This window comes from uncultured Zoogloea sp. (assembly GCF_937894855.1).
Taxonomy (GTDB): Bacteria; Pseudomonadota; Gammaproteobacteria; order Burkholderiales; family Rhodocyclaceae; genus Zoogloea; species Zoogloea oryzae.
The window spans coordinates 1-16795 of record NZ_CALAYQ010000017.1; the positions used below are offsets into that span (position 1 = coordinate 1).

Consider the following 16795-nt stretch of genomic DNA (forward strand, 5'->3'; position numbering starts at 1 on the left):
CAGGTTGGCGGTGACGGCCTTGCCGGTGCCGACGTTCTTGGTGTCGAAGGTGCCGGTGGTGGCCGAACCGCCGAGGCTGACCACATCGCTGCCCAGCACGCCGCTGAGGCTGGCGGTGCCGGTGAGCGTGGCTGCGGTCGTGGTGTCGTAGGCCTTGCTGTTGGCGGAGAGGCCGGAGATCGTCAGGGCTGCCTTGGTGATGGCGGCGGTGAGCGGCGAGGTGACGCCGGTGATCTCGTAGTTGCCGGCATCCGTGCTGCCAAGGCTCAGGCCGCCAAGGTTGGCGGTGACGGGCTTGCCGGTGCCGACGTTCTTGGTGTTGAAGGTGCCGGTTGCGGTTCCGCTGACGGAGACCGAATCGGTGAGCAGCACGCCGTTCAGCGTTGCGGTGCCGGTGAGGGTGGCGGCGGTGGTCGCGTCGTAGGTCTTGTTGTTGGCAGTGAGGCCGGAGACGGTGAGCGCGGCCTTGGTGATGTCGGCGGTGCCGCTCGCCAGGCTGTAGTTGCTGGCGGTGCCGTTGCTGCCGTCGCCCAGGGCGAGGGTGCCGAGGGTGACGGCCTTGCCGGTGGCGACGTTCTTGTCGGCCACGGTGCCGCTGCCGCTGAGGGCGAGGTCTTCGCCGCTCACGACGTTGTCGAGCGTGAAGATGCCCGAGGCGACGGTGTTGGTGGCGTCGTAGGTGCGCGAGCCGGTGAGCGTGACCGGCCGCTGGGTGATGCTGGCGGTGCCGGTGAGGGAGGTGCTGCCCGACAGGCTGTAGTTGCCGGCGTCGGTGCCGCCGAGGGTGATGCCCGAGACGTTGACGCTCCAGGTGCCGACACTGGTGCCGGCGAAGGTGCCGGCGGTGTAGCCGAACACCAGATTGTCGCCGCCGACGACGCCGCTCGCCGAGACGGAGGCCGTGTTGGTGCCGTCATAGACCTTGTTGCTGATGACGGCGCTCAGGGGCTTGGGGGTGATGCTGTAGGTGCCGTTGCTGAAGTAGCCGACCGCGTAGGTGGTGCCACCCGAGGTGTAGTTGAGCGGATTGCTGGCGGTGGGGCTGACCGACGGGTAGCTGCCGACGTTCTTGCTGGCGGTGACGAAGTCGAGAGCGCCCAGGTCGCCGGTGGCAAAACCGACCGGGCCGCCGAGGGAGCTCAGGGTGAGGCCGGTGGCGGCGGTGGTGCCGTCGTATTCCTTGGTGCCGCTGCTGGTGAAGATGTAGAGGGGCACGGTCGACATGTTGACGACCTGGTAGCCGGCGTTGGTGTAGCTCTCGTTGCCGCCGGGGATCACCAGCGTGCCGCAGTTGGGGTAGGACGAGCCGCAGGGCGGGTGGATGGTGAAGGTGGCGAGCTTGCTGGAGCCGTTGATCAGGAACAGCAGGTTGGCAACGGAGGGGCCGATGAACTGCACGCGGGCCTGGTTGCCGTTGTTCACGAGGCCCAGGGCGCCCAGCGGGTCGATGGTGTTCTGGGCGTCGACGCGGATGTTGCCAGTGGTCTGGGATGTCTTGAAGGTGGTGACGGTGCCGGAGTTGGCTTCCACGCCGAAGCCGAATTCCTTGGCGTCGCCGGTGCTGACGCCGCTCATGTAGATGCTGCCGCCGCCCGAGTCGACGGTGGCGCCGGACTTCACGTACACCCCGCCCTTGGTGCCGTCGTAGCTGGCGGTGGTGGCGTTGGAGCGGCCGTTGATGGTGATGTCGCCACCGCGGGACAGGATGCTCTTGCTGGTGCCGATCAGGACGGCCGGGTTGCTGCTGTCGAGGTTGAGGGCGTAGCCGGTGCCGTACGACTGGGCGGTGGTCAGGCTGCCGCCGGCGCCGCCGATCCGGATCCAGCCGCCGTTCGAGTCGAGGTTGCCGTTGATGTTGACGCCGCCGGTGGTGACCGCGGCGCCGTTGGCGGCGCTGAGGTCGATGTTCAGCGCGCCGGCACTGGCGGTGATGTTGCTGTTCAGGATGATGCTGTGGTCGGCCTGCAGCGTGAGGGTGGCGGAGCCGGAGCCGGTCTTGGTGATGGCGCTGGCAACGGTGATGTCGCCCGTGCCGGCTCCGGTGGCACCGTAGCTTGCGTTACTGCTCTGAGTGGTCACGGTGACACTGGTGCCGCCGCTGAGGGCAGTGCCGATGGTGCTGGCTGCGGTCGAGTTGATGGTGTAGTCGTATGGGTCGATCAGCCAGGTGCCACCGGTGCCGCTGGCCGCGCCGGCCATGACGTTCAGGCCCGACAGGGTATTGACGGTGGCCGCCGAGGTCTCGATGAAGCCGCCGTCGCCGCCATTGGGCGCGCGGGAGTCCAGCGTGCCGCCGGCGTTGAGGGTGCCGTACTGCATGTCGGCGATCAGGCGGATCTCGCCTTTCTCGCCGGTGGCGAGGGTCTGGGCTTCGATCACCCCGGTGTTGTTGATGACGGCGCTGGTCAGGGCGTTGGCCGCCCTGGTGGTGAGATAGACGAGGCCGCCGTCGGCGCGGATGGCGCCGCCGTTCTCGACCAGCGCGTCGATCGCGCCCTGGGTGACCTGCAGCTTCACCGGGCCGCCGAGGTCGAGGGTCACGGCATTGCCGGCGCCCAGCAGCACGTTGCCGCCGGTGGCGGTGAGGCCGCCGTCGTTGATGACCCGGGCGGCGATGAGGGCGATGCTGCCGCCGTTGGCCGCGGTGATGTTGCCCTGGTTGATGACGGCGTTGCTGCTGGCGCCCTCCAGGCGGTAGTTGCCTTCAAGGAAGTCCTTGTTGCTCATCCCGAGCGTGGAGGCCACGAGGCCGCCCACGTTGACCTGGGCGGTGGGCGTGAACAGCACGCCGTTGGGGTTGAGCAGGAACACCTGGCCGTTGGCCGAGAGCGCGCCCTGGATCACCGAAGGGTCGGAGCCGAGCACCCGGTTGAGGGCCACGGCGCTGGCCGAGGGCTGGACGAAGTTAACGCGGCTGCCCTGGCCGATGCTGAAACTCTGCCAGTCGGTGGCGAGCTTCGCGGTGTTCTGGGTGATGGTGAGGGTGTTGCCGCTCTGGCTGATGGTGCCGGCGCCCGCCACGATCTGTCCGCCCGTGGGCAGGTTGGTGGCGCCTGCCGCGCTGGCCGCGACCACCCCGAGGGTGATCAGCAGCGCACGGCCCGCGCGGGACATCTTGCCCCGGGCCCGGGTCGTCTCGGCAACTGCCACAAAGGCGTTGGTGCGGTCGTTCCAGACCAGGCGGTAGGTGTGATTCAGGGACGCTCGTCGCATGTTGGGTTCATCCTCGACCAAATGTGCGCGCGCCGGGGGGCGGGAGTGTGGCCTTGATTCCAGGCGCGCAATGGTTATGGCAAAGAGGCGATTACGACACGACAGGTCCGGTCTTTATGGCTAAATTGATTTTTTTGATAAAAACATCAAATTTGCTCATTCTGGGCGGCGCGAAGGTGGTGGTGAGGGCCGTCGGATTGCTGCCATGGCCTGCGGTCCCTGTCCTTTTGCCCCCGCGTCCGCTCCCGGTGGTGGGCGCGGACGTCCTGATGTCTGGAGCAAATCTGAATGGCAGCCCCCGGTTTCTTCAACGTGGACGTGGACCGTCTCAACACCTGGACCCGCTATCGCAGCGGCTTGTGCAACGACTGCGCGGCCAATTGCTGCACGATGCCGGTGGAGGTCCGGCTGGCGGATCTGGTGCGCCTGGAGGTGGTGGACGCCTTCGAGGCCGAGCACGAGGCGCCCAAGCAGATCGCCCGGCGGCTCACCAAAGCCGGGTTGGTGGGGCATTTCAATTTCCGCAACAGCATCTTCACCCTGGCCCGTCGGGCCAGCGGCGACTGTCTGTTCCTCGGTGCCGTGACGCGGCGCTGCACGGTGTATGAGCAGCGCCCCGACACCTGCCGCAAGCACCTGCAAGTGGGGCCGCGGCCGGGCTATTGCGCCTACGGGCCGCGGGCGAAGCAGGCGTGAGGCCCATGGTGGGGGCGTCACGCCCGAGGGCTGAGGATCAGCCCCGGCGGCGTCGGGCCAGCAGCCCGAGCCCCAGGAGCGCGAGCGCCGCGGTGGTGGGCTCCGGTACGGTGCCGGTGCTGGTGGCGTCGGGGAAGCTGGCGCGGGTCAGCCCCGTGAAGTCGAAGGCGAGCGCCGAGTCGAAGGCTTCGTCGCCCCAGTTGACGACGCCGAACTCCAAAAAGAAGTCACCCGTGGCGGAGAAGGTGTAGTCGGCGTGAATCCAGCCCGACGGGCCGCAGGTGTTCGCCGCATCCCAGCAGAACCCGCTGGAGGTGCCCAGGGGGTCCCACACGGTGCTTGCCACGTCAAAGCCGATCGATGCGCCGTTGTTGAGTACGGCGTCGAGCTTGTCCGGCAGGCTGTTGTCCTGCTGGCGCTTGAGCACGTCGCCGGGCACCACGTTGCCCCGTGCCGAGTTGGTGCTGCGGGCGGTGAACAGCCACGCGGCGGTGCTGCCGGAGGCCGCATTCACCAGCCGGGCCCAGGCGTAGTCGTCGTAGCCCCGGCCGTCGGTGGAGACGTAGTTGAACAGCAGCGACAGGGTGTCGCTGGTGGCTGCGCTGAAGGCGCTGGAGCGGACCGTCGAGCCGTTGTTGGCCGCCTCATTGCCCTTGCCGTCGGTCTTGAGGAGCAGCGGCGAGACGCCGGATACCCCGCCGAAGGTGCTCACGTAGCCGAACTGCGCATTGCCGGTGGGCGAGGTGGTGACGGTGCCGTCGCCGGCGATCAGGCCGCTGGTGCCGGTTTCGGCCCAGCTGGTGCTGTCGAGGGTGATCGACGCTGCGTGGCTGGCCGGGGCGAGCGCGGCGGCGAGAAGACTGATGGCGATACGTGCTGGCGTGAACTGCAAGTTCATGGTGATGACCTTTCCCTTTTTATTGTGTCGTTGGCGCTGAGCCCACAGGCCTTGTGCAAGTGCCGTGCCGAAATCGGATGACTTTGGCAAGGCCTTGGCCGGGAAGGGTTTTTTGTTCTGGCTGGGGAGGTGGTGAGCAGTGCGTCGGGTGATAAGCCCCAGGGGTGGGGCGTGTCACCCCACATGGGGCTGGGCGTGGGCGTGGGCGTGGGCCGATGCGTTGCGTTCAGGCTGCGGGGCAGCACCTGATGCGCCGGGCGGAAGGCGTGATCCTGAAAGGGTACGCAGCGTGCGCGAGCCGCAAATGCCGGGGGCTGCCACCCGCGCTCGGCGGGCCGGCATCCCCCGGTGGGTGGGGCTAGAAGTTCCAGCCGTAGCCCGCGTAGGCGAGAGGCTGGATGCGCGTTTCGACGATGGGGCTGTCGGCCTGGGCGCCGCCGAGGCGGGTGATCGTCAGCCTGAACAGCACCGAGCCGTTGCCGCCCGTGCTCCAGGCGCCATTGACGCCGGCCTGGAGCTGGGTGCCCGAGCTGGCGGTGTAGGCGGGGCGGTCGGGGGTGGCTTCGGCGGGGGCGACGCCGAAGTAGTAGTGGTTCATCTTGCGGTTGTTCCAGGTGGCGCCCACCAGGCCATTCACGCGCAGCCCCTGCCCGCGGACGAGGGCCCGCACGAACTGCAGCTGGACGTTCTGTCCATTGCTCGCCGAGGTGGCGTCGAAGCCCCACTGGGCGTTGAGGGTGCCGTAGTCGGTCTGCCAGCGCAGGGTCGGACCCACGTCGACGGCGAAATCCCGGTCTTCCATGCCCTTGGTGCGGCGGCCGTCTTCGGCTTTCCAGCCGAAACGTGCGTCGGCCGACAGCCCGAAGCGCAGGCGCTTGTCGTCGGAATCGAGCAGCCACACGCCGGCGCGCAGGGCGTTGATGTAGAAGCGGTCGCCATAGCTGGCCTGGATGATGGGCAGCACCCGGGTGCGCAGCTGGTCGGAGCCGGACGTGGCCGGCATGACGCCCACGCCGAAACCATAGAGGTTGCGGACGTGGGGGACGGCGGATTCGGTCTGGTGATCGATCCGGTCGGTGGCAAGGGCGGGGAGGCTGGCGGCCAGGGCGAGGGCGCCGAGTGCGGAGCGGGCTGGATGTCGGAGCATGGCGGTTCGGGTTGATTGGTCGGGATCAGATCGGAGCGTCGGTGGCGGGCTTTGGTTCCCGCTGCCGGATGCATCGCGCATGAAGCTTACATCAGCACGAAGCCGTCTGGCCAGGTCGATCTCGATGGTGCGGGTGATGGCGTCGAGGGGGAGGTCGTTCTGGGCGGTGCCGAAGGGCTCTTCCAGTTCGTCGCCGAGGGCGTCCAGCCCGAAGAAGGTGTAGGCCACCAGGGCGGTGAGCAGCGGGGTGGCGTAACCCAGCGAATGCACCACGCCGAAGGGCAGCAGGAAACAGAAGATGTGCGCCGTGCGGTGCAGCAGCAGGGTGTAGGCGAAGGGCAGCGCGGTGTGGCGGATGCGCTCGCAGGCGCCCTGGATGGCGGTGAGCTGGTTGATGTGCTCGGCCAGCGCGCAGTAGGTGATCGAATCGAGCCGGCCGGCCCGGCGGGCGTCGCACAGCAGGGTGGTGATCAGGCGCAGGATCGCATCGGGCACGTTGTGGCTGGTGGCCACGGCGGTGTGCTCGGCGGTCGTGAGCTGGGGGGCGGCTGCCGCGGCGATGGGGCGGTCGCGCAGGCGGGCGGTGAGGGCGAGGATGAAGGCGGTGGCGAGGCGCAGCAGGGTCTGGCGCTCCTCGCGGCCGGCGTCGTCGGTGGCCAGCAGCGCGCTGTCGCGGGCCAGGCAGCGCATCACCACCAGCAGGTTGCCGTAGTGCTTGCGGGCTTCCCACCAGCGGTCGTAGCAGGCGTTGTTGCGAAAACCCAGGAACAGCGACAGGGACAGGCCCAGGAAGGTGAACGGGCCAGTGGCGAAATCCGGAAAGCGCGGGCCGAGGAATTCGGCGGTGCTGGTGACCACCGCGGCCACCACGGTGACGAACAGCACCTGGGGCAGGATGAGGGGAATGATGGAGCCCTTCCAGATGAAGAAGAGCTCCCGCATGCGCGGGCGGGGGCGGACGATCATGGGCGATGGGGTCTTGCGAGCGATGGGCCCGGCGCGCCGGAGTGGCGGGGGCGGGGCACTACTTTAGCGCGTTGTGGTGCGTTGCAGCACGGGGCGGTGGGCGTTTGATCCGGTCGCAAGTGCGTCCGGGCCGGCCCTGTGGAGGCGCTGGCCCCTTGCCCGGTGAGGCGGGAGCCCCGGGATGCGGTGCTGTGGCCGATTGCTTCGGCGGCTTGAGCTGCCTCAGCTTTGCGTTAAAAGTCCGGGTGTTATAATCGCCGGCTGAAAAATTCCGCCCGCCCCCGGTGTTGCGCATGCAACTCTTTGCCCTCGGACTCAACCATCACACTGCGCCGCTCTCGATCCGGGAGCAGGTGGCCTTTCGGCCGGAGCTGCTCGGGCAGGCGCTGGGTGATTTCGTGCGGGCAAAACCGGTGAAGGAAGCGGCGATCCTCTCCACCTGCAACCGCACCGAGCTCTACTTCGCCACCCAGCAGCCCCAGCACGCGGCCGACTGGTTTGCCGAATACCACCGGGTGGCGCTGCAGGATCTGTCGCCTTACTTGTATACCTTTCCCCAGCGCGACGCGGTGCGCCATGTGTTCCGCGTGGCCAGCGGGCTCGATTCGATGGTGATCGGCGAGCCGCAGATCCTCGGCCAGGTGAAGGACGCCGTGCGCCACGCCGAAGAGGCCGGCACCCTCGGCTCCACGCTGCACAAGCTGTTCCAGCGCACCTTCTCGGTGGCGAAGGAAGTCCGCTCCACCACGGCCATCGGCGCCAACATCGTGTCGATGGCGGCGGCGGCGGTGCATCTGTCCGAGCGCATCTTCGAGAGCGTGCGCGACCAGCGCGTGCTGTTCGTCGGCGCCGGCGAGATGATCGAGCTGTGCGCCGCCCACTTCGGCGGCGAGCAGCCCCGCAAGCTGACCATCGCCAACCGCACCGCAACCCGCGCCGAGGCGCTGGCCGCGCGCTTCGGCGCCGACGTGCTGCGCCTCGACCAGGTGGGCGAGGCCCTCGCCGGCTACGACATCGTGGTCTCGTGCACCGGCAGTCCGCTGCCGATCATCGGCCTCGGCATGGTCGAGCGCGCCCTCAAGGCCCGCCGGCATCGCCCGATGGTGATGGTCGATCTGGCCGTCCCGCGGGACATCGAACCCGAAGTTGCGGCTTTGGACGACGTCTTCCTGTACACCGTCGATGATCTCGCCAAGGTCGTCGATTCTGGCCTCGAGTCGCGCCAGCAGGCGGTGGTCGAGGCCGAGAGCATCATCGATCAGCGGGTCGACGGCTTCCTCCACTGGCTCGACACCCGCGGCACCGTGCCGACCATCCGCGCCCTGCGCGAACACGCCGATCACCTGCGCCGGGCCGAGGTCGAGCGCGCCGTGCGCCTGCTCGCAAAGGGCGAAGACCCGGCCAAGGTCATCGAGGCCCTCAGTCACGGCCTCACCAACAAGCTCCTCCACGCCCCCACGCGCTTCCTCAACGAAGCCGACGGCGCGCCGGGCGACTGCGCCGAACTCGTGCAGCGCCTGTTCAATCTCGACAAGAACCACTAGCCCTCCCGGGCGCCTCACCTGCCCGCCGCCGCGGGCCGAACCACCATGAAACAGCGCATCCGCGACAAGCTGGAAAACCTTGCCGACCGTCTGCAGGAGCTCGACCGCCTGCTCGCCACCAGCGAAGCCGCGGCCGACATGGACAACTACCGCAAGCTCACCCGCGAGCACGCCGAGATCACGCCGGTGGTAGGCCTGTACCGGGATTACTGCCAGGCCCTGGAGGACGAAGCCACCGCGAAGGAGCTCCTCGCCGACCCCGAGATGAAGGAGCTCGCCGCCGCCGAACTCGAGGCCGCCCAGGAAGCCCAGGCCCGCATCGACGCCGAGTTGCAGACCGCGCTGCTCCCCCGCGATCCCAACGACGACCGCAACCTCTTCCTCGAAATCCGCGCCGGCACCGGCGGCGACGAGGCCGCGCTGTTCGCCGGCGACCTGCTGCGCATGTACACCCGCTACGCCGAAGGTCAGGGCTGGCGGGTCGAGATCATCTCGGCCAGCGATTCCGAGCTGGGCGGCTACAAGGAAGTCATTGCCCGCATCGCCGGCAACGGCGCCTACAGCAAGCTCAAGTTCGAATCCGGCGGCCATCGCGTGCAGCGCGTGCCGGCCACCGAAACCCAGGGCCGCATCCACACCTCGGCTTGCACCGTGGCGGTGATGCCCGAGGCGGACGAAGTGGGCGATGTGGAGCTCAACCCCGCGGATCTCCGCATCGACACCTTCCGCGCATCCGGCGCCGGCGGCCAGCACATCAACAAGACGGATTCGGCGGTGCGCATCACCCACATCCCCACCGGGATCGTCGCCGAATGCCAAGACGGCCGCTCCCAGCACCAGAACAAGGCCTCGGCCCTGCGCGTGCTGGCGGCGCGGATCAAGGACATCCAGGTGCGTGAGCAGCAGGCGAAGGAAGCCGCCACCCGCAAGAGCCTCGTGGGCAGCGGCGACCGCTCCGAGCGCATCCGCACCTACAACTATCCCCAGGGCCGGCTCACCGACCACCGCATCAACCTCACCCTCTACAAGCTCGATGCAGTGATGCAGGGCGATCTGGGCGAGGTGATCGCGGCCCTCACCGCCGAGCACCAGGCCGAACTCCTCGCCCAGCTGGCCGACGAGAATGGCTGATCTGCCGGCCACCGTCGGCGCGGCGCTGGCCGCCGCTCGCGGGCGTATCCCCGCGGGCGAGGCGCGGCTCTTCCTGCGGGAGATCCTCGGCGTGACCGCCGCCCGCATCGCGGCGTATCCCGAGGACACCCTCACGCCCGAACAGGCCGGGCGCTTTGCCGATCTGCTGGCGCGCCGCGAGTCCGGCGAGCCGGTGGCCTATCTGCTTGGCGTGCGGGAGTTCTACGGGCGGGATTTCAAGGTGGGCCCGGCAGTGCTGATCCCCCGGCCCGAGACCGAGCTCATCGTCGATCTGGTGCGCGAGCGCGTGCCGGTGGGCGCAGCGCCGACGATCCTCGATCTCGGCACCGGCAGCGGCGCCCTGGCCGTCACGCTGGCCCTCGAACTGTCCGCCGCCCAGGTGACGGCGGTGGATTTTTCGTCCGCCGCGCTGGCGGTGGCGCGGGCCAACGCCGACGCCCTCGGCGCCCGGGTGCGTTTCGTTGAAAGCGACTGGTTTGCCGCGCTGACCGCAGGTGAACGCTTCGGTGTGATCGTCAGCAATCCGCCCTACGTGGCCGACGGCGACCCGCATCTCGCCGAAGGCGACGTGCGCTTTGAGCCGGCCAGCGCGCTGGCTTCGGGCCCGGCGGGGCTCGACGACATCGTGCGCATCGTGACGGCCGCGCCGGCCTTTCTTGAACCTGGGGGCTGGCTGTTGCTGGAGCACGGCTACGATCAGGCGCCAGCGGTGCGCGAGCAGCTGCGGGCCGGCGGCTTTGCCGAGGTGGCGTCGGCGCGGGATCTGGCCGGGATCGAACGCATCACCCTTGGCCGCCGCCCTTGACGTGGCCGGCGGTCGGGCCTAGACTTTTCCGACTGAATTGCTCAACTATTTTTGCGAGACCACGATGGACGTCCAACAAATCATCGACGAACAAGTCAAAACCCACCCGGTCGTGCTGTACATGAAGGGTTCGCCCTCCATGCCCCGCTGCGGCTTCTCCGCTACCGCCGTGCAGATCCTGCAGGCCTGTGGCGCGAAGGAGATCTTTGCGGTGGACGTGCTGGCCGACGAAGGCATCCGCCAGGGCATCAAGGAATACGCCAACTGGCCGACCATCCCGCAGCTCTACATCAACGGCGAGTTTGTCGGCGGCTCCGACATCATGCGCGAGATGTACCAGTCGGGCGAGCTCCAGCAGATGCTGGCCGCCTGAGCGGGGTTTTCGCTCAAGTAAAAAAAGCGGCTCAGGCCGCTTTTTTTACGTCTGCCGGCAGCGCGACCTGCTCGGTGCTGAGGGGGTGGGTTTCCTGCCTGGCGGGCAAAACCGCCTTGTGGGCCAGGTGGTAGGCCAGGAGCAGCGGCGGCATCCGCAGCCAGTGGGCGCGGATGTACAGGCTGCGGCGGGCCAGCGGGGTGAGGGCGTCGGCGGTGCTGGGGTGCTGGGGGCGCAGCACGCGGGCGTACATGGCGTCGAGCAGCTTTTGGCGGATGCCGCCCTCCAGGCAGCGGGTGCGGGCCTGGACGCGCTCCGGCAGCGGGGTGTCGAGCATGCGGTGGCAGTAGCGCAGGGCGAGGCGCAGCGGGCCGGCAAGCTGGAGTTGTTCGGCCCGATGGACCAGCACATCCCAGGCGGCGGGGTCGCGGGCCAGGTGGCGCAGCAGCAGGTCGAGGTCGGTGAGGTCGCGCAGCAGGTTGTCCGGCTCGCCCTCGTGGAAGAGGTGGGACGCGCTGTGCAGGATCAGGTCGGGCAGCGACAGGGTGCTCACGCCGGGCAGGTCGGGCAGCGGCACCGCGGCTTCGATCAACAGCTTGGCGTCCGGCTTGAGGCGGGCGGTGGGCGGCAGGATGGTGTGGTGCACGTCGAGGGCCGAGCCGCGGAAGACGTGGCGCATCGCCGGCAGCTCGTGCATCCAGCGGCGGTAGTAGCGCTGGTCGTAGTCGTCGGTGGCGCTGCTGATCCAGCCCTTGAGCTGGAGCGCCGATTCGGCGTCGGCCAGGCGCGCCTTGGGCAGCAGGATGTCCACGTCCGAGAACAGCCGGCCCTGGGCGGCGGGCAGCGCGCCGGCCACGTAGGCGGCGCCCTTCAGCAGGATGACAGGGATGCCCAGCGGTTCGAGGGCTTCGCGCAGGAAGCGGGCTTCGCGGCGGATCGCGTGGCGCTGCTCGCCGGCCATCTGGGCGCCGGACAGCAGGTGGTTGCGGGGGCGCTCGGGGATGTCATCCTCGACGCCGGCTGCCTGCAGGCGCAGGTAGAGCCGGCCGAGCAGGTTGGCGTGGCGGGCCTGGCGGACGAGCAGATCCCATTGCGAGGGGCCGAGCCGGCGGACCGACTGGGGATCACGGTAGGCCTGGAGGAGCAGGTTCATCGGGCGTCCTCCGCGGCGAGGCGGTCGAACACCGCGATGGCGTCGTCGAGGCGGCTGTATTCGAAGCTGTAGTTGCGGCAGTTGTCGATGATGCGGCCGACGGTGTCGAAGCCCCGGGGGCCCAGCACGTGGTAGTTCATCGCGTTGTCGGCGAGCTGCATGAAGGCGGCGCCGCTGCCCATCGGGGCGAGCACGGCCTCGCTGCCGGCGCGGTAGCGGGGCAGTACCATCCAGGCGGGATCGGCCCACTCGCCGACGGCTTCGACGCTGGCCCGGGTGGGCGCCATCAGGGCCACGGTGCCCTTGGTGGTGTCGCGTACCGGCTGGGTGAGGAAGGCGTCCGGCGCGTAGGCGCGGATGATGTCGATGGAGGCGTTCTTGAGGTTGACCGGCCGGGCGAGGCCCATGATCTGGCCGGTGTCTACGCGGATCAGGGTGAGCTCATCCGACAGCAGGCGCCAGCCCCGATTGACCAGCGCGGCGCACAGGGTGCTCTTGCCCGAGCCCGGGGGCGCCGGCAGGATCGCTGCCCGGTTGCCCCGGGCGACGGCGGCGGCGTGGATCACCAGGATGTGGTGGCAGTAGGCCGTGACGCACCAGTTGAGGCCCCACTCGAGCATCGGCAGGGCCTGGGCGCGGGGAAGCGGCGTGAAGGGCTCGACGGCATCGACCACGAAGCGGGCCTGGGGCTTGATCCAGCGGCGCACGCCGTGGCCGGGCTGCACGGCCACGTGGAAGTCGGTGAAATCCGACGCGTCGGCCAGCGGGTGGTGGGCGTAAAGCCGGGCGAGCTCGTCGGCGATCTCGGGGATGCCGCTCTGGAGGCGGCAGTTGAACGGCCCGGCGGCGAGCCGGATGCCGTCGCCCGTCAGCCGCTGGCGGAACTCGGCGGGGGACAGGTCACGGATTCTCAAGGCGGGGGCTCGACTGGGCTCGGATGAGGCGCGCGCCGAGCAGTGCCTCAAGGGCAACGGCGACGAATTCGCGACAGGCTTCGGGGGCGGCTTCGGGTTCTTCGCGCAGCACGGCGGCGACGAGGTCGTCGGCGTTCAGGCTGTGGCCGGGGACGGCCAACTGGTCGAGCACGAAACGGGTGACCGGGGCGAGGAGAAGGGTCTCGCCGGCGGATGGGTCGTAACGGACCCATCCTTCATCCACTTCTTTCCAACGTACTTCGGCCAGGCCCTCGAACAGGGTTTCAGAGGCGATGTACTGGGCGCCGGCCGAAAGCAAGACTCGATGCAGGATCAGGCGTTGAGGACGTAATCCAGGTACTGCTTGACCTGGGTCTTGCCCCACGAGACGCTGGGCACGCTCGGGTTCGGGTGCCAGGAGCCGCCGACCACGCCTTCGTTCCACATGGCGATGGCCTGGGCTGCGGTGAACAGCGGGCTGCCGGCCTTGGCGCTGAGCCAGGCGGCGACGATCTGCCGTTCGAGGGGGGCGTCACCCGCGGTGTCGGAGCCGGTGATGATGGCGCGGATGGTTTCAGTGCGACCGGCGGAGGCGGTGAACACGCTGCCGAAGGTCTTGTTGTCGAGGTCGTCGACGGTCGGCGGGTTGGCGGCCGCGTAGGCCTGCCAGAAGGTCACGCCGTTCATCTTCGGGGCGCAGGGGGTGGTGCCGTTCTGGCTCAGGTTGCCGGACGCGGAAAAACCGGACGGCTGCTTGCACTCGGCGGCCAGCGCGGGAACGCTCTTCAGGGCCATCAGCAGCGGCGCGCCGGCCAGGCCGGTCTGGATGAGCTTGCGGCGATTGGCCTTGGGCGTCTGGCCGTCGTTGCTGGCTTGCTGCTCGGCAGATTTTTCGGGGTGTTCCAGATTCATCCTAAACCTCGTTCAACTGGCGCCATGACAGGCGTGATTTATTTGCAGTATATGCAGGCCCGCCAGTCACGAGTGTGACGTGGGTCCGCTTTTTGGTCGGATTAGGTCAAGCAAGTTTCATTCCGCTTCCCCCTTTGGGGAGTAGGGTCATGATTTTTAAGGGTATAAAAAGGCACGACGAAATCGGGGGCGGAAAACGGCGGGGGCGTGTAAAAAATGCCGACAAAATCCGTTCCGCCGCGCCGGTGGCGCGACGATGCGGGTTCAGACGTTGGCGATGCGGCTGTTGGCGAGGGACAGGCGGCTCGCCAGGACTTCGAGGAATCCCTTGTAGAAGTGCATCTGGCACAGGCTGGTGGCCCGCAGCAGGGCCGGGGCGCGGATGGTCAGGATGCGCGTCTCGCTGATGGTTTCGACCGAGGCGGTGCGGGCGCCGCGCCCGGCCGCGAAGAGCGCCATTTCGCCGAAGCAGTCGCCGGGGCTGAGGGTGTTGAGCAGGAGCCCCTTCTTGACGATGCGCATGGTGCCTTCGACGACGAAGCAGAAGTAGTTGCCGGGCTCGCCTTCCTTCATCACCACCGAGTCGGGCGGGAACTGCCGCCATTCGGCGAAGCGGACGATCTCCCAGATCTCGACGTCGGTGAACTCGCGGAAGAAGCGGAAGGCGCGCAGGCGCTCGAACTTCTCGCTGTCGGGCATCTCGTGGGGCGCGGTGGTGAGGCCGCGGTTGCGGTAAGCCTGGGCGAGGTCGTGGGAGAACTCGAGCCACGTGGCGTAGCGCCCGGCCACGTCGCGGCTCATGGCCTTGCAGACGATGGCGTCGAGTTCGGGCGGGATCTCGGGGCGGATGCTCGACGGGGGCGGCGGCGTCTCGTGGACGATCTGGTAGATCAGGCCCACGTTGCTGCTGCTCTCGAAGGGCAGGCGGCCGGTGAGGAGCTGGTACATCACCACGCCAAGGGAATAGATGTCGGTGCGGTGGTCGAGGGGCTGTTCGCGCACCTGCTCGGGCGACATGTAGGCCGGCGAGCCGAGGGTGGTGAGCTGGGTGGTTTCGGTGGCGGTGAAGATCGCGGCGCCGAAATCGGAGATCTTGATGTCCTGGCCCTCGGGCGAGACGAGCAGGATGTTGGCCGGCTTGATGTCCCGGTGGGTGACGCCGTGCAGATAGGCATAGTCGAGCGCGCGGGTGCACTTGAAGATGATCTCGACGAGGCGTTCGGAGGGCAGCAGGTGGTCGGGCTGGGTGAAGGCTTCGAGGGTGCCGCCGGGGACGTATTCCATCACCACGTAGGCGTCGCGCTCGTCGATCACCGCGTCGTGGATCTGGATGATGTGGGGGTGCTGCAGCTTGCCCGCGAGGGAGGCCTCGTTGAGCAGCATGTGGTGGTAGAGGGTGGTGTGGTCGGTGACCCGCAGCATCTCCGGGTGAAGCTGCTTGATGGCCACCTCCCGCTGGGCGAAAGGATCGTAGCCGAGATAGACGTTGCTGGTCGCCCCCGCGCCCAGCAGCCGCCGCACCTCGTATTTGCCGATCCTTTCCATGCCTCGTTCCCTCCTCAGGCGAGCCGCTGCCGGGCGCGGGCGATGGCTGCGCGCACCTGGGCCGGGGCGGTGCCGCCGATGTGGTTGCGGGCGGCCAGCGAACCTTCGACCGTCAGTACTTGGAACACGTCGTCGGCCAGACGTTCGACCGCGCCGGGCACGTGGGCCATGGCGGCCTGCAGCTCGGCCAGCGGGATCTGGGGCAGGTCGACGCCCTTGGCGTCGGCGGCGCGCACGGCCAGCGCCACGGCCTCGTGGGCGTCGCGGAAGGGCAGGCCCTTCTTGACGAGGTAGTCGGCCAGGTCGGTGGCGGTGGCGTAACCCTGGGTGAGGGCGGCCTGCATCGCCTCGCGCTTCACGCGGACGTTGAAGACCTTCTCGCCGGTGGCGGCATCAACGCGGCTGCCCATCATGTCGGCGTAGATGCGCAGGGTGTCGATGGCGGTGTCGGCGGAGTCGAACAGCGGCTCCTTGTCTTCCTGGTTGTCCTTGTTGTAAGCCAGGGGCTGGCCCTTCATCAGGGTGAGCAGGGAGATCAGGTTGCCGTTGGCGCGGCCGGTCTTGCCGCGGACGAGCTCGGGGACGTCCGGGTTCTTCTTTTGCGGCATGATCGAGCTGCCAGTGCAGAAGCGGTCGGCGAGGTCGATGAAGCCGACCCGCGGGCTCATCCACAGGATGAGCTCTTCCGACAGGCGCGACAGGTGGGTCATGAGCAGCGACACTGCGGCGCAGAATTCGATGCCGAAGTCGCGGTCGGAGACGGCGTCCAGCGAGTTGAAGCAGACTTCTTCGAAGCCCAGCAGCTCGGCGACGTATTCGCGGTCGATCGGGTAGGTGGTGCCGGCGAGCGCGGCGGAACCCAGCGGCAGGCGATTGACGCGCTTGCGGCAGTCGGCAAAGCGCTCGGCGTCGCGACGGGTCATCTCGTAGTAGGCCATCAGGTGGTGGCCGAAGGTGACCGGCTGGGCAACCTGCAGATGGGTGAAGCCCGGCAGCGGGGTGTCGGCGTGGTGCTCGGCGAGATCAAGCACGGCCAGCTGGAATTCGCGGATCAGGCCGAGGATGGTGTCGATGGCGTCGCGCAGCCACAGGCGGATGTCGGTGGCGACCTGGTCGTTGCGGCTGCGGCCGGTGTGCAGGCGCTTGCCGGCGTCACCCACAAGGGCGGTGAGGCGCTTCTCGATGTTGAGGTGGACGTCCTCGTCGTCGAGGTTCCAGTTGAATTCGCCGCGTTCGATCTCGCCGGCGATCTGGGCCATGCCGCGTTCGATGTCGGCCAGATCCTGGGCGCCGATGATGCCCTGGCGGGCCAGCATGGTGGCGTGGGCGATCGAGCCGCGGATATCCTGCGCAGCCATGCGGTTGTCGAAGAAGACGCTGGCGGTGTAACGCTTGACGAGCTCGGAGACGGGTTCGGAGAAGCGACCGGACCAGGCCTTGGCGGCGCCGTCCTGCGGTACGGATTGATCTGCCATAA

General features: G+C 68.3%; 14 protein-coding genes. 5 read left to right on the forward strand and 9 right to left on the reverse strand.

Features of this window, described 5'->3' with window-relative positions; all coding sequences use genetic code 11:
- Window positions 1-3213, reverse strand: a 3213-nt coding sequence (locus Q0672_RS01330) for a YDG domain-containing protein (RefSeq protein ID WP_298618950.1), incomplete at its 3' end; no start/stop codon positions are given.
- A 288-nt stretch (window positions 3214-3501) separates the two neighbouring features.
- On the opposite strand from Q0672_RS01330, the gene Q0672_RS01335 reads away from it, so the two are divergent.
- The gene (locus Q0672_RS01335; RefSeq protein ID WP_298618952.1) at window positions 3502-3909 is read left to right on the forward strand and encodes a YkgJ family cysteine cluster protein; all 408 of its coding nucleotides are present in this window, start codon (window positions 3502-3504) and stop codon (window positions 3907-3909) included.
- A 37-nt stretch (window positions 3910-3946) separates the two neighbouring features.
- Here the strand turns inward: Q0672_RS01335 and Q0672_RS01340 are convergent, their stop codons facing one another.
- Window positions 3947-4807 carry an NF038132 family protein gene (locus Q0672_RS01340; protein WP_298618954.1) on the reverse strand — a complete coding sequence of 287 codons (861 nt, stop codon included), beginning with the start codon at window positions 4805-4807 and terminating at the stop codon, window positions 3947-3949.
- Window positions 4808-5165: 358 nt separating this feature from the next.
- Window positions 5166-6920: a bestrophin family ion channel gene (locus tag Q0672_RS01345; protein WP_298618956.1), complete on the reverse strand. Its 1755-nt coding sequence runs from the start codon at window positions 6918-6920 to the stop codon at window positions 5166-5168.
- 293 nt (window positions 6921-7213) lie between these two features.
- Between Q0672_RS01345 and hemA the strand changes: the two genes are divergently transcribed.
- The 4 genes from hemA to grxD all read left to right on the forward strand — a co-directional run bounded on the left by hemA (window position 7214) and on the right by grxD (window position 10794).
- Window positions 7214-8464 carry a glutamyl-tRNA reductase gene (gene hemA / locus Q0672_RS01350; RefSeq protein ID WP_298618958.1) on the forward strand — a complete coding sequence of 417 codons (1251 nt, stop codon included), beginning with the start codon at window positions 7214-7216 and terminating at the stop codon, window positions 8462-8464.
- A 45-nt stretch (window positions 8465-8509) separates the two neighbouring features.
- The gene (gene prfA / locus Q0672_RS01355) at window positions 8510-9595 is read left to right on the forward strand and encodes a peptide chain release factor 1 (protein ID WP_298618960.1); all 1086 of its coding nucleotides are present in this window, start codon (window positions 8510-8512) and stop codon (window positions 9593-9595) included.
- Window positions 9588-10421 carry a peptide chain release factor N(5)-glutamine methyltransferase gene (gene prmC / locus Q0672_RS01360; RefSeq protein ID WP_298618962.1) on the forward strand — a complete coding sequence of 278 codons (834 nt, stop codon included), beginning with the start codon at window positions 9588-9590 and terminating at the stop codon, window positions 10419-10421. The genes prfA and prmC overlap by 8 nt, the downstream gene beginning before the upstream one ends.
- A gap of 64 nt (window positions 10422-10485) precedes the next feature.
- A complete protein-coding gene (gene grxD, locus Q0672_RS01365) occupies window positions 10486-10794 on the forward strand; it encodes a Grx4 family monothiol glutaredoxin (protein ID WP_153162681.1) in 309 nt (102 codons plus the stop codon).
- A gap of 31 nt (window positions 10795-10825) precedes the next feature.
- Here the strand turns inward: grxD and Q0672_RS01370 are convergent, their stop codons facing one another.
- The 6 genes from Q0672_RS01370 to argH all read right to left on the reverse strand — a co-directional run bounded on the left by Q0672_RS01370 (window position 10826) and on the right by argH (window position 16793).
- Entirely contained in the window at window positions 10826-11947 is a 1122-nt protein-coding gene (locus tag Q0672_RS01370) for a nucleotidyltransferase family protein (RefSeq protein ID WP_298618965.1), read from the reverse strand.
- The gene (locus Q0672_RS01375; RefSeq protein ID WP_298618967.1) at window positions 11944-12861 is read right to left on the reverse strand and encodes an HprK-related kinase A; all 918 of its coding nucleotides are present in this window, start codon (window positions 12859-12861) and stop codon (window positions 11944-11946) included. Before Q0672_RS01375 ends, Q0672_RS01370 begins: the two co-directional genes overlap by 4 nt.
- Complete coding sequence (locus Q0672_RS01380; protein ID WP_298618969.1) at window positions 12848-13180, reverse strand: hypothetical protein; 333 nt, start codon at window positions 13178-13180, stop codon at window positions 12848-12850. The genes Q0672_RS01375 and Q0672_RS01380 overlap by 14 nt, the downstream gene beginning before the upstream one ends.
- A 14-nt stretch (window positions 13181-13194) precedes the next feature.
- Window positions 13195-13773 carry a hypothetical protein gene (locus tag Q0672_RS01385; protein WP_153162673.1) on the reverse strand — a complete coding sequence of 193 codons (579 nt, stop codon included), beginning with the start codon at window positions 13771-13773 and terminating at the stop codon, window positions 13195-13197.
- 264 nt (window positions 13774-14037) lie between these two features.
- Window positions 14038-15318: a serine/threonine-protein kinase gene (locus tag Q0672_RS01390; RefSeq protein WP_298618972.1), complete on the reverse strand. Its 1281-nt coding sequence runs from the start codon at window positions 15316-15318 to the stop codon at window positions 14038-14040.
- Between the two features lie 14 nt (window positions 15319-15332).
- The gene (gene argH / locus Q0672_RS01395) at window positions 15333-16793 is read right to left on the reverse strand and encodes an argininosuccinate lyase (protein WP_153162669.1); all 1461 of its coding nucleotides are present in this window, start codon (window positions 16791-16793) and stop codon (window positions 15333-15335) included.
- Window positions 16794-16795 lie beyond the last annotated feature (2 nt).

What these genes read in the sequence shown, in the direction of transcription:
- Q0672_RS01335 (WP_298618952.1), top strand. Translation starts at nt 3,502, where the DNA reads ATGGCAGCCCCCGGTTTCTTCAACGTGGACGTGGACCGTCTCAACACC.
- Q0672_RS01340 (WP_298618954.1), bottom strand. Translation starts at nt 4,807, where the DNA reads ATGAACTTGCAGTTCACGCCAGCACGTATCGCCATCAGTCTTCTCGCC.
- Q0672_RS01345 (WP_298618956.1), bottom strand. Translation starts at nt 6,920, where the DNA reads ATGATCGTCCGCCCCCGCCCGCGCATGCGGGAGCTCTTCTTCATCTGG.
- hemA (WP_298618958.1), top strand. Translation starts at nt 7,214, where the DNA reads ATGCAACTCTTTGCCCTCGGACTCAACCATCACACTGCGCCGCTCTCG.
- prfA (WP_298618960.1), top strand. Translation starts at nt 8,510, where the DNA reads ATGAAACAGCGCATCCGCGACAAGCTGGAAAACCTTGCCGACCGTCTG.
- prmC (WP_298618962.1), top strand. Translation starts at nt 9,588, where the DNA reads ATGGCTGATCTGCCGGCCACCGTCGGCGCGGCGCTGGCCGCCGCTCGC.
- grxD (WP_153162681.1), top strand. Translation starts at nt 10,486, where the DNA reads ATGGACGTCCAACAAATCATCGACGAACAAGTCAAAACCCACCCGGTC.
- Q0672_RS01370 (WP_298618965.1), bottom strand. Translation starts at nt 11,947, where the DNA reads ATGAACCTGCTCCTCCAGGCCTACCGTGATCCCCAGTCGGTCCGCCGG.
- Q0672_RS01385 (WP_153162673.1), bottom strand. Translation starts at nt 13,773, where the DNA reads ATGAATCTGGAACACCCCGAAAAATCTGCCGAGCAGCAAGCCAGCAAC.
- Q0672_RS01390 (WP_298618972.1), bottom strand. Translation starts at nt 15,318, where the DNA reads ATGGAAAGGATCGGCAAATACGAGGTGCGGCGGCTGCTGGGCGCGGGG.
- argH (WP_153162669.1), bottom strand. Translation starts at nt 16,793, where the DNA reads ATGGCAGATCAATCCGTACCGCAGGACGGCGCCGCCAAGGCCTGGTCC.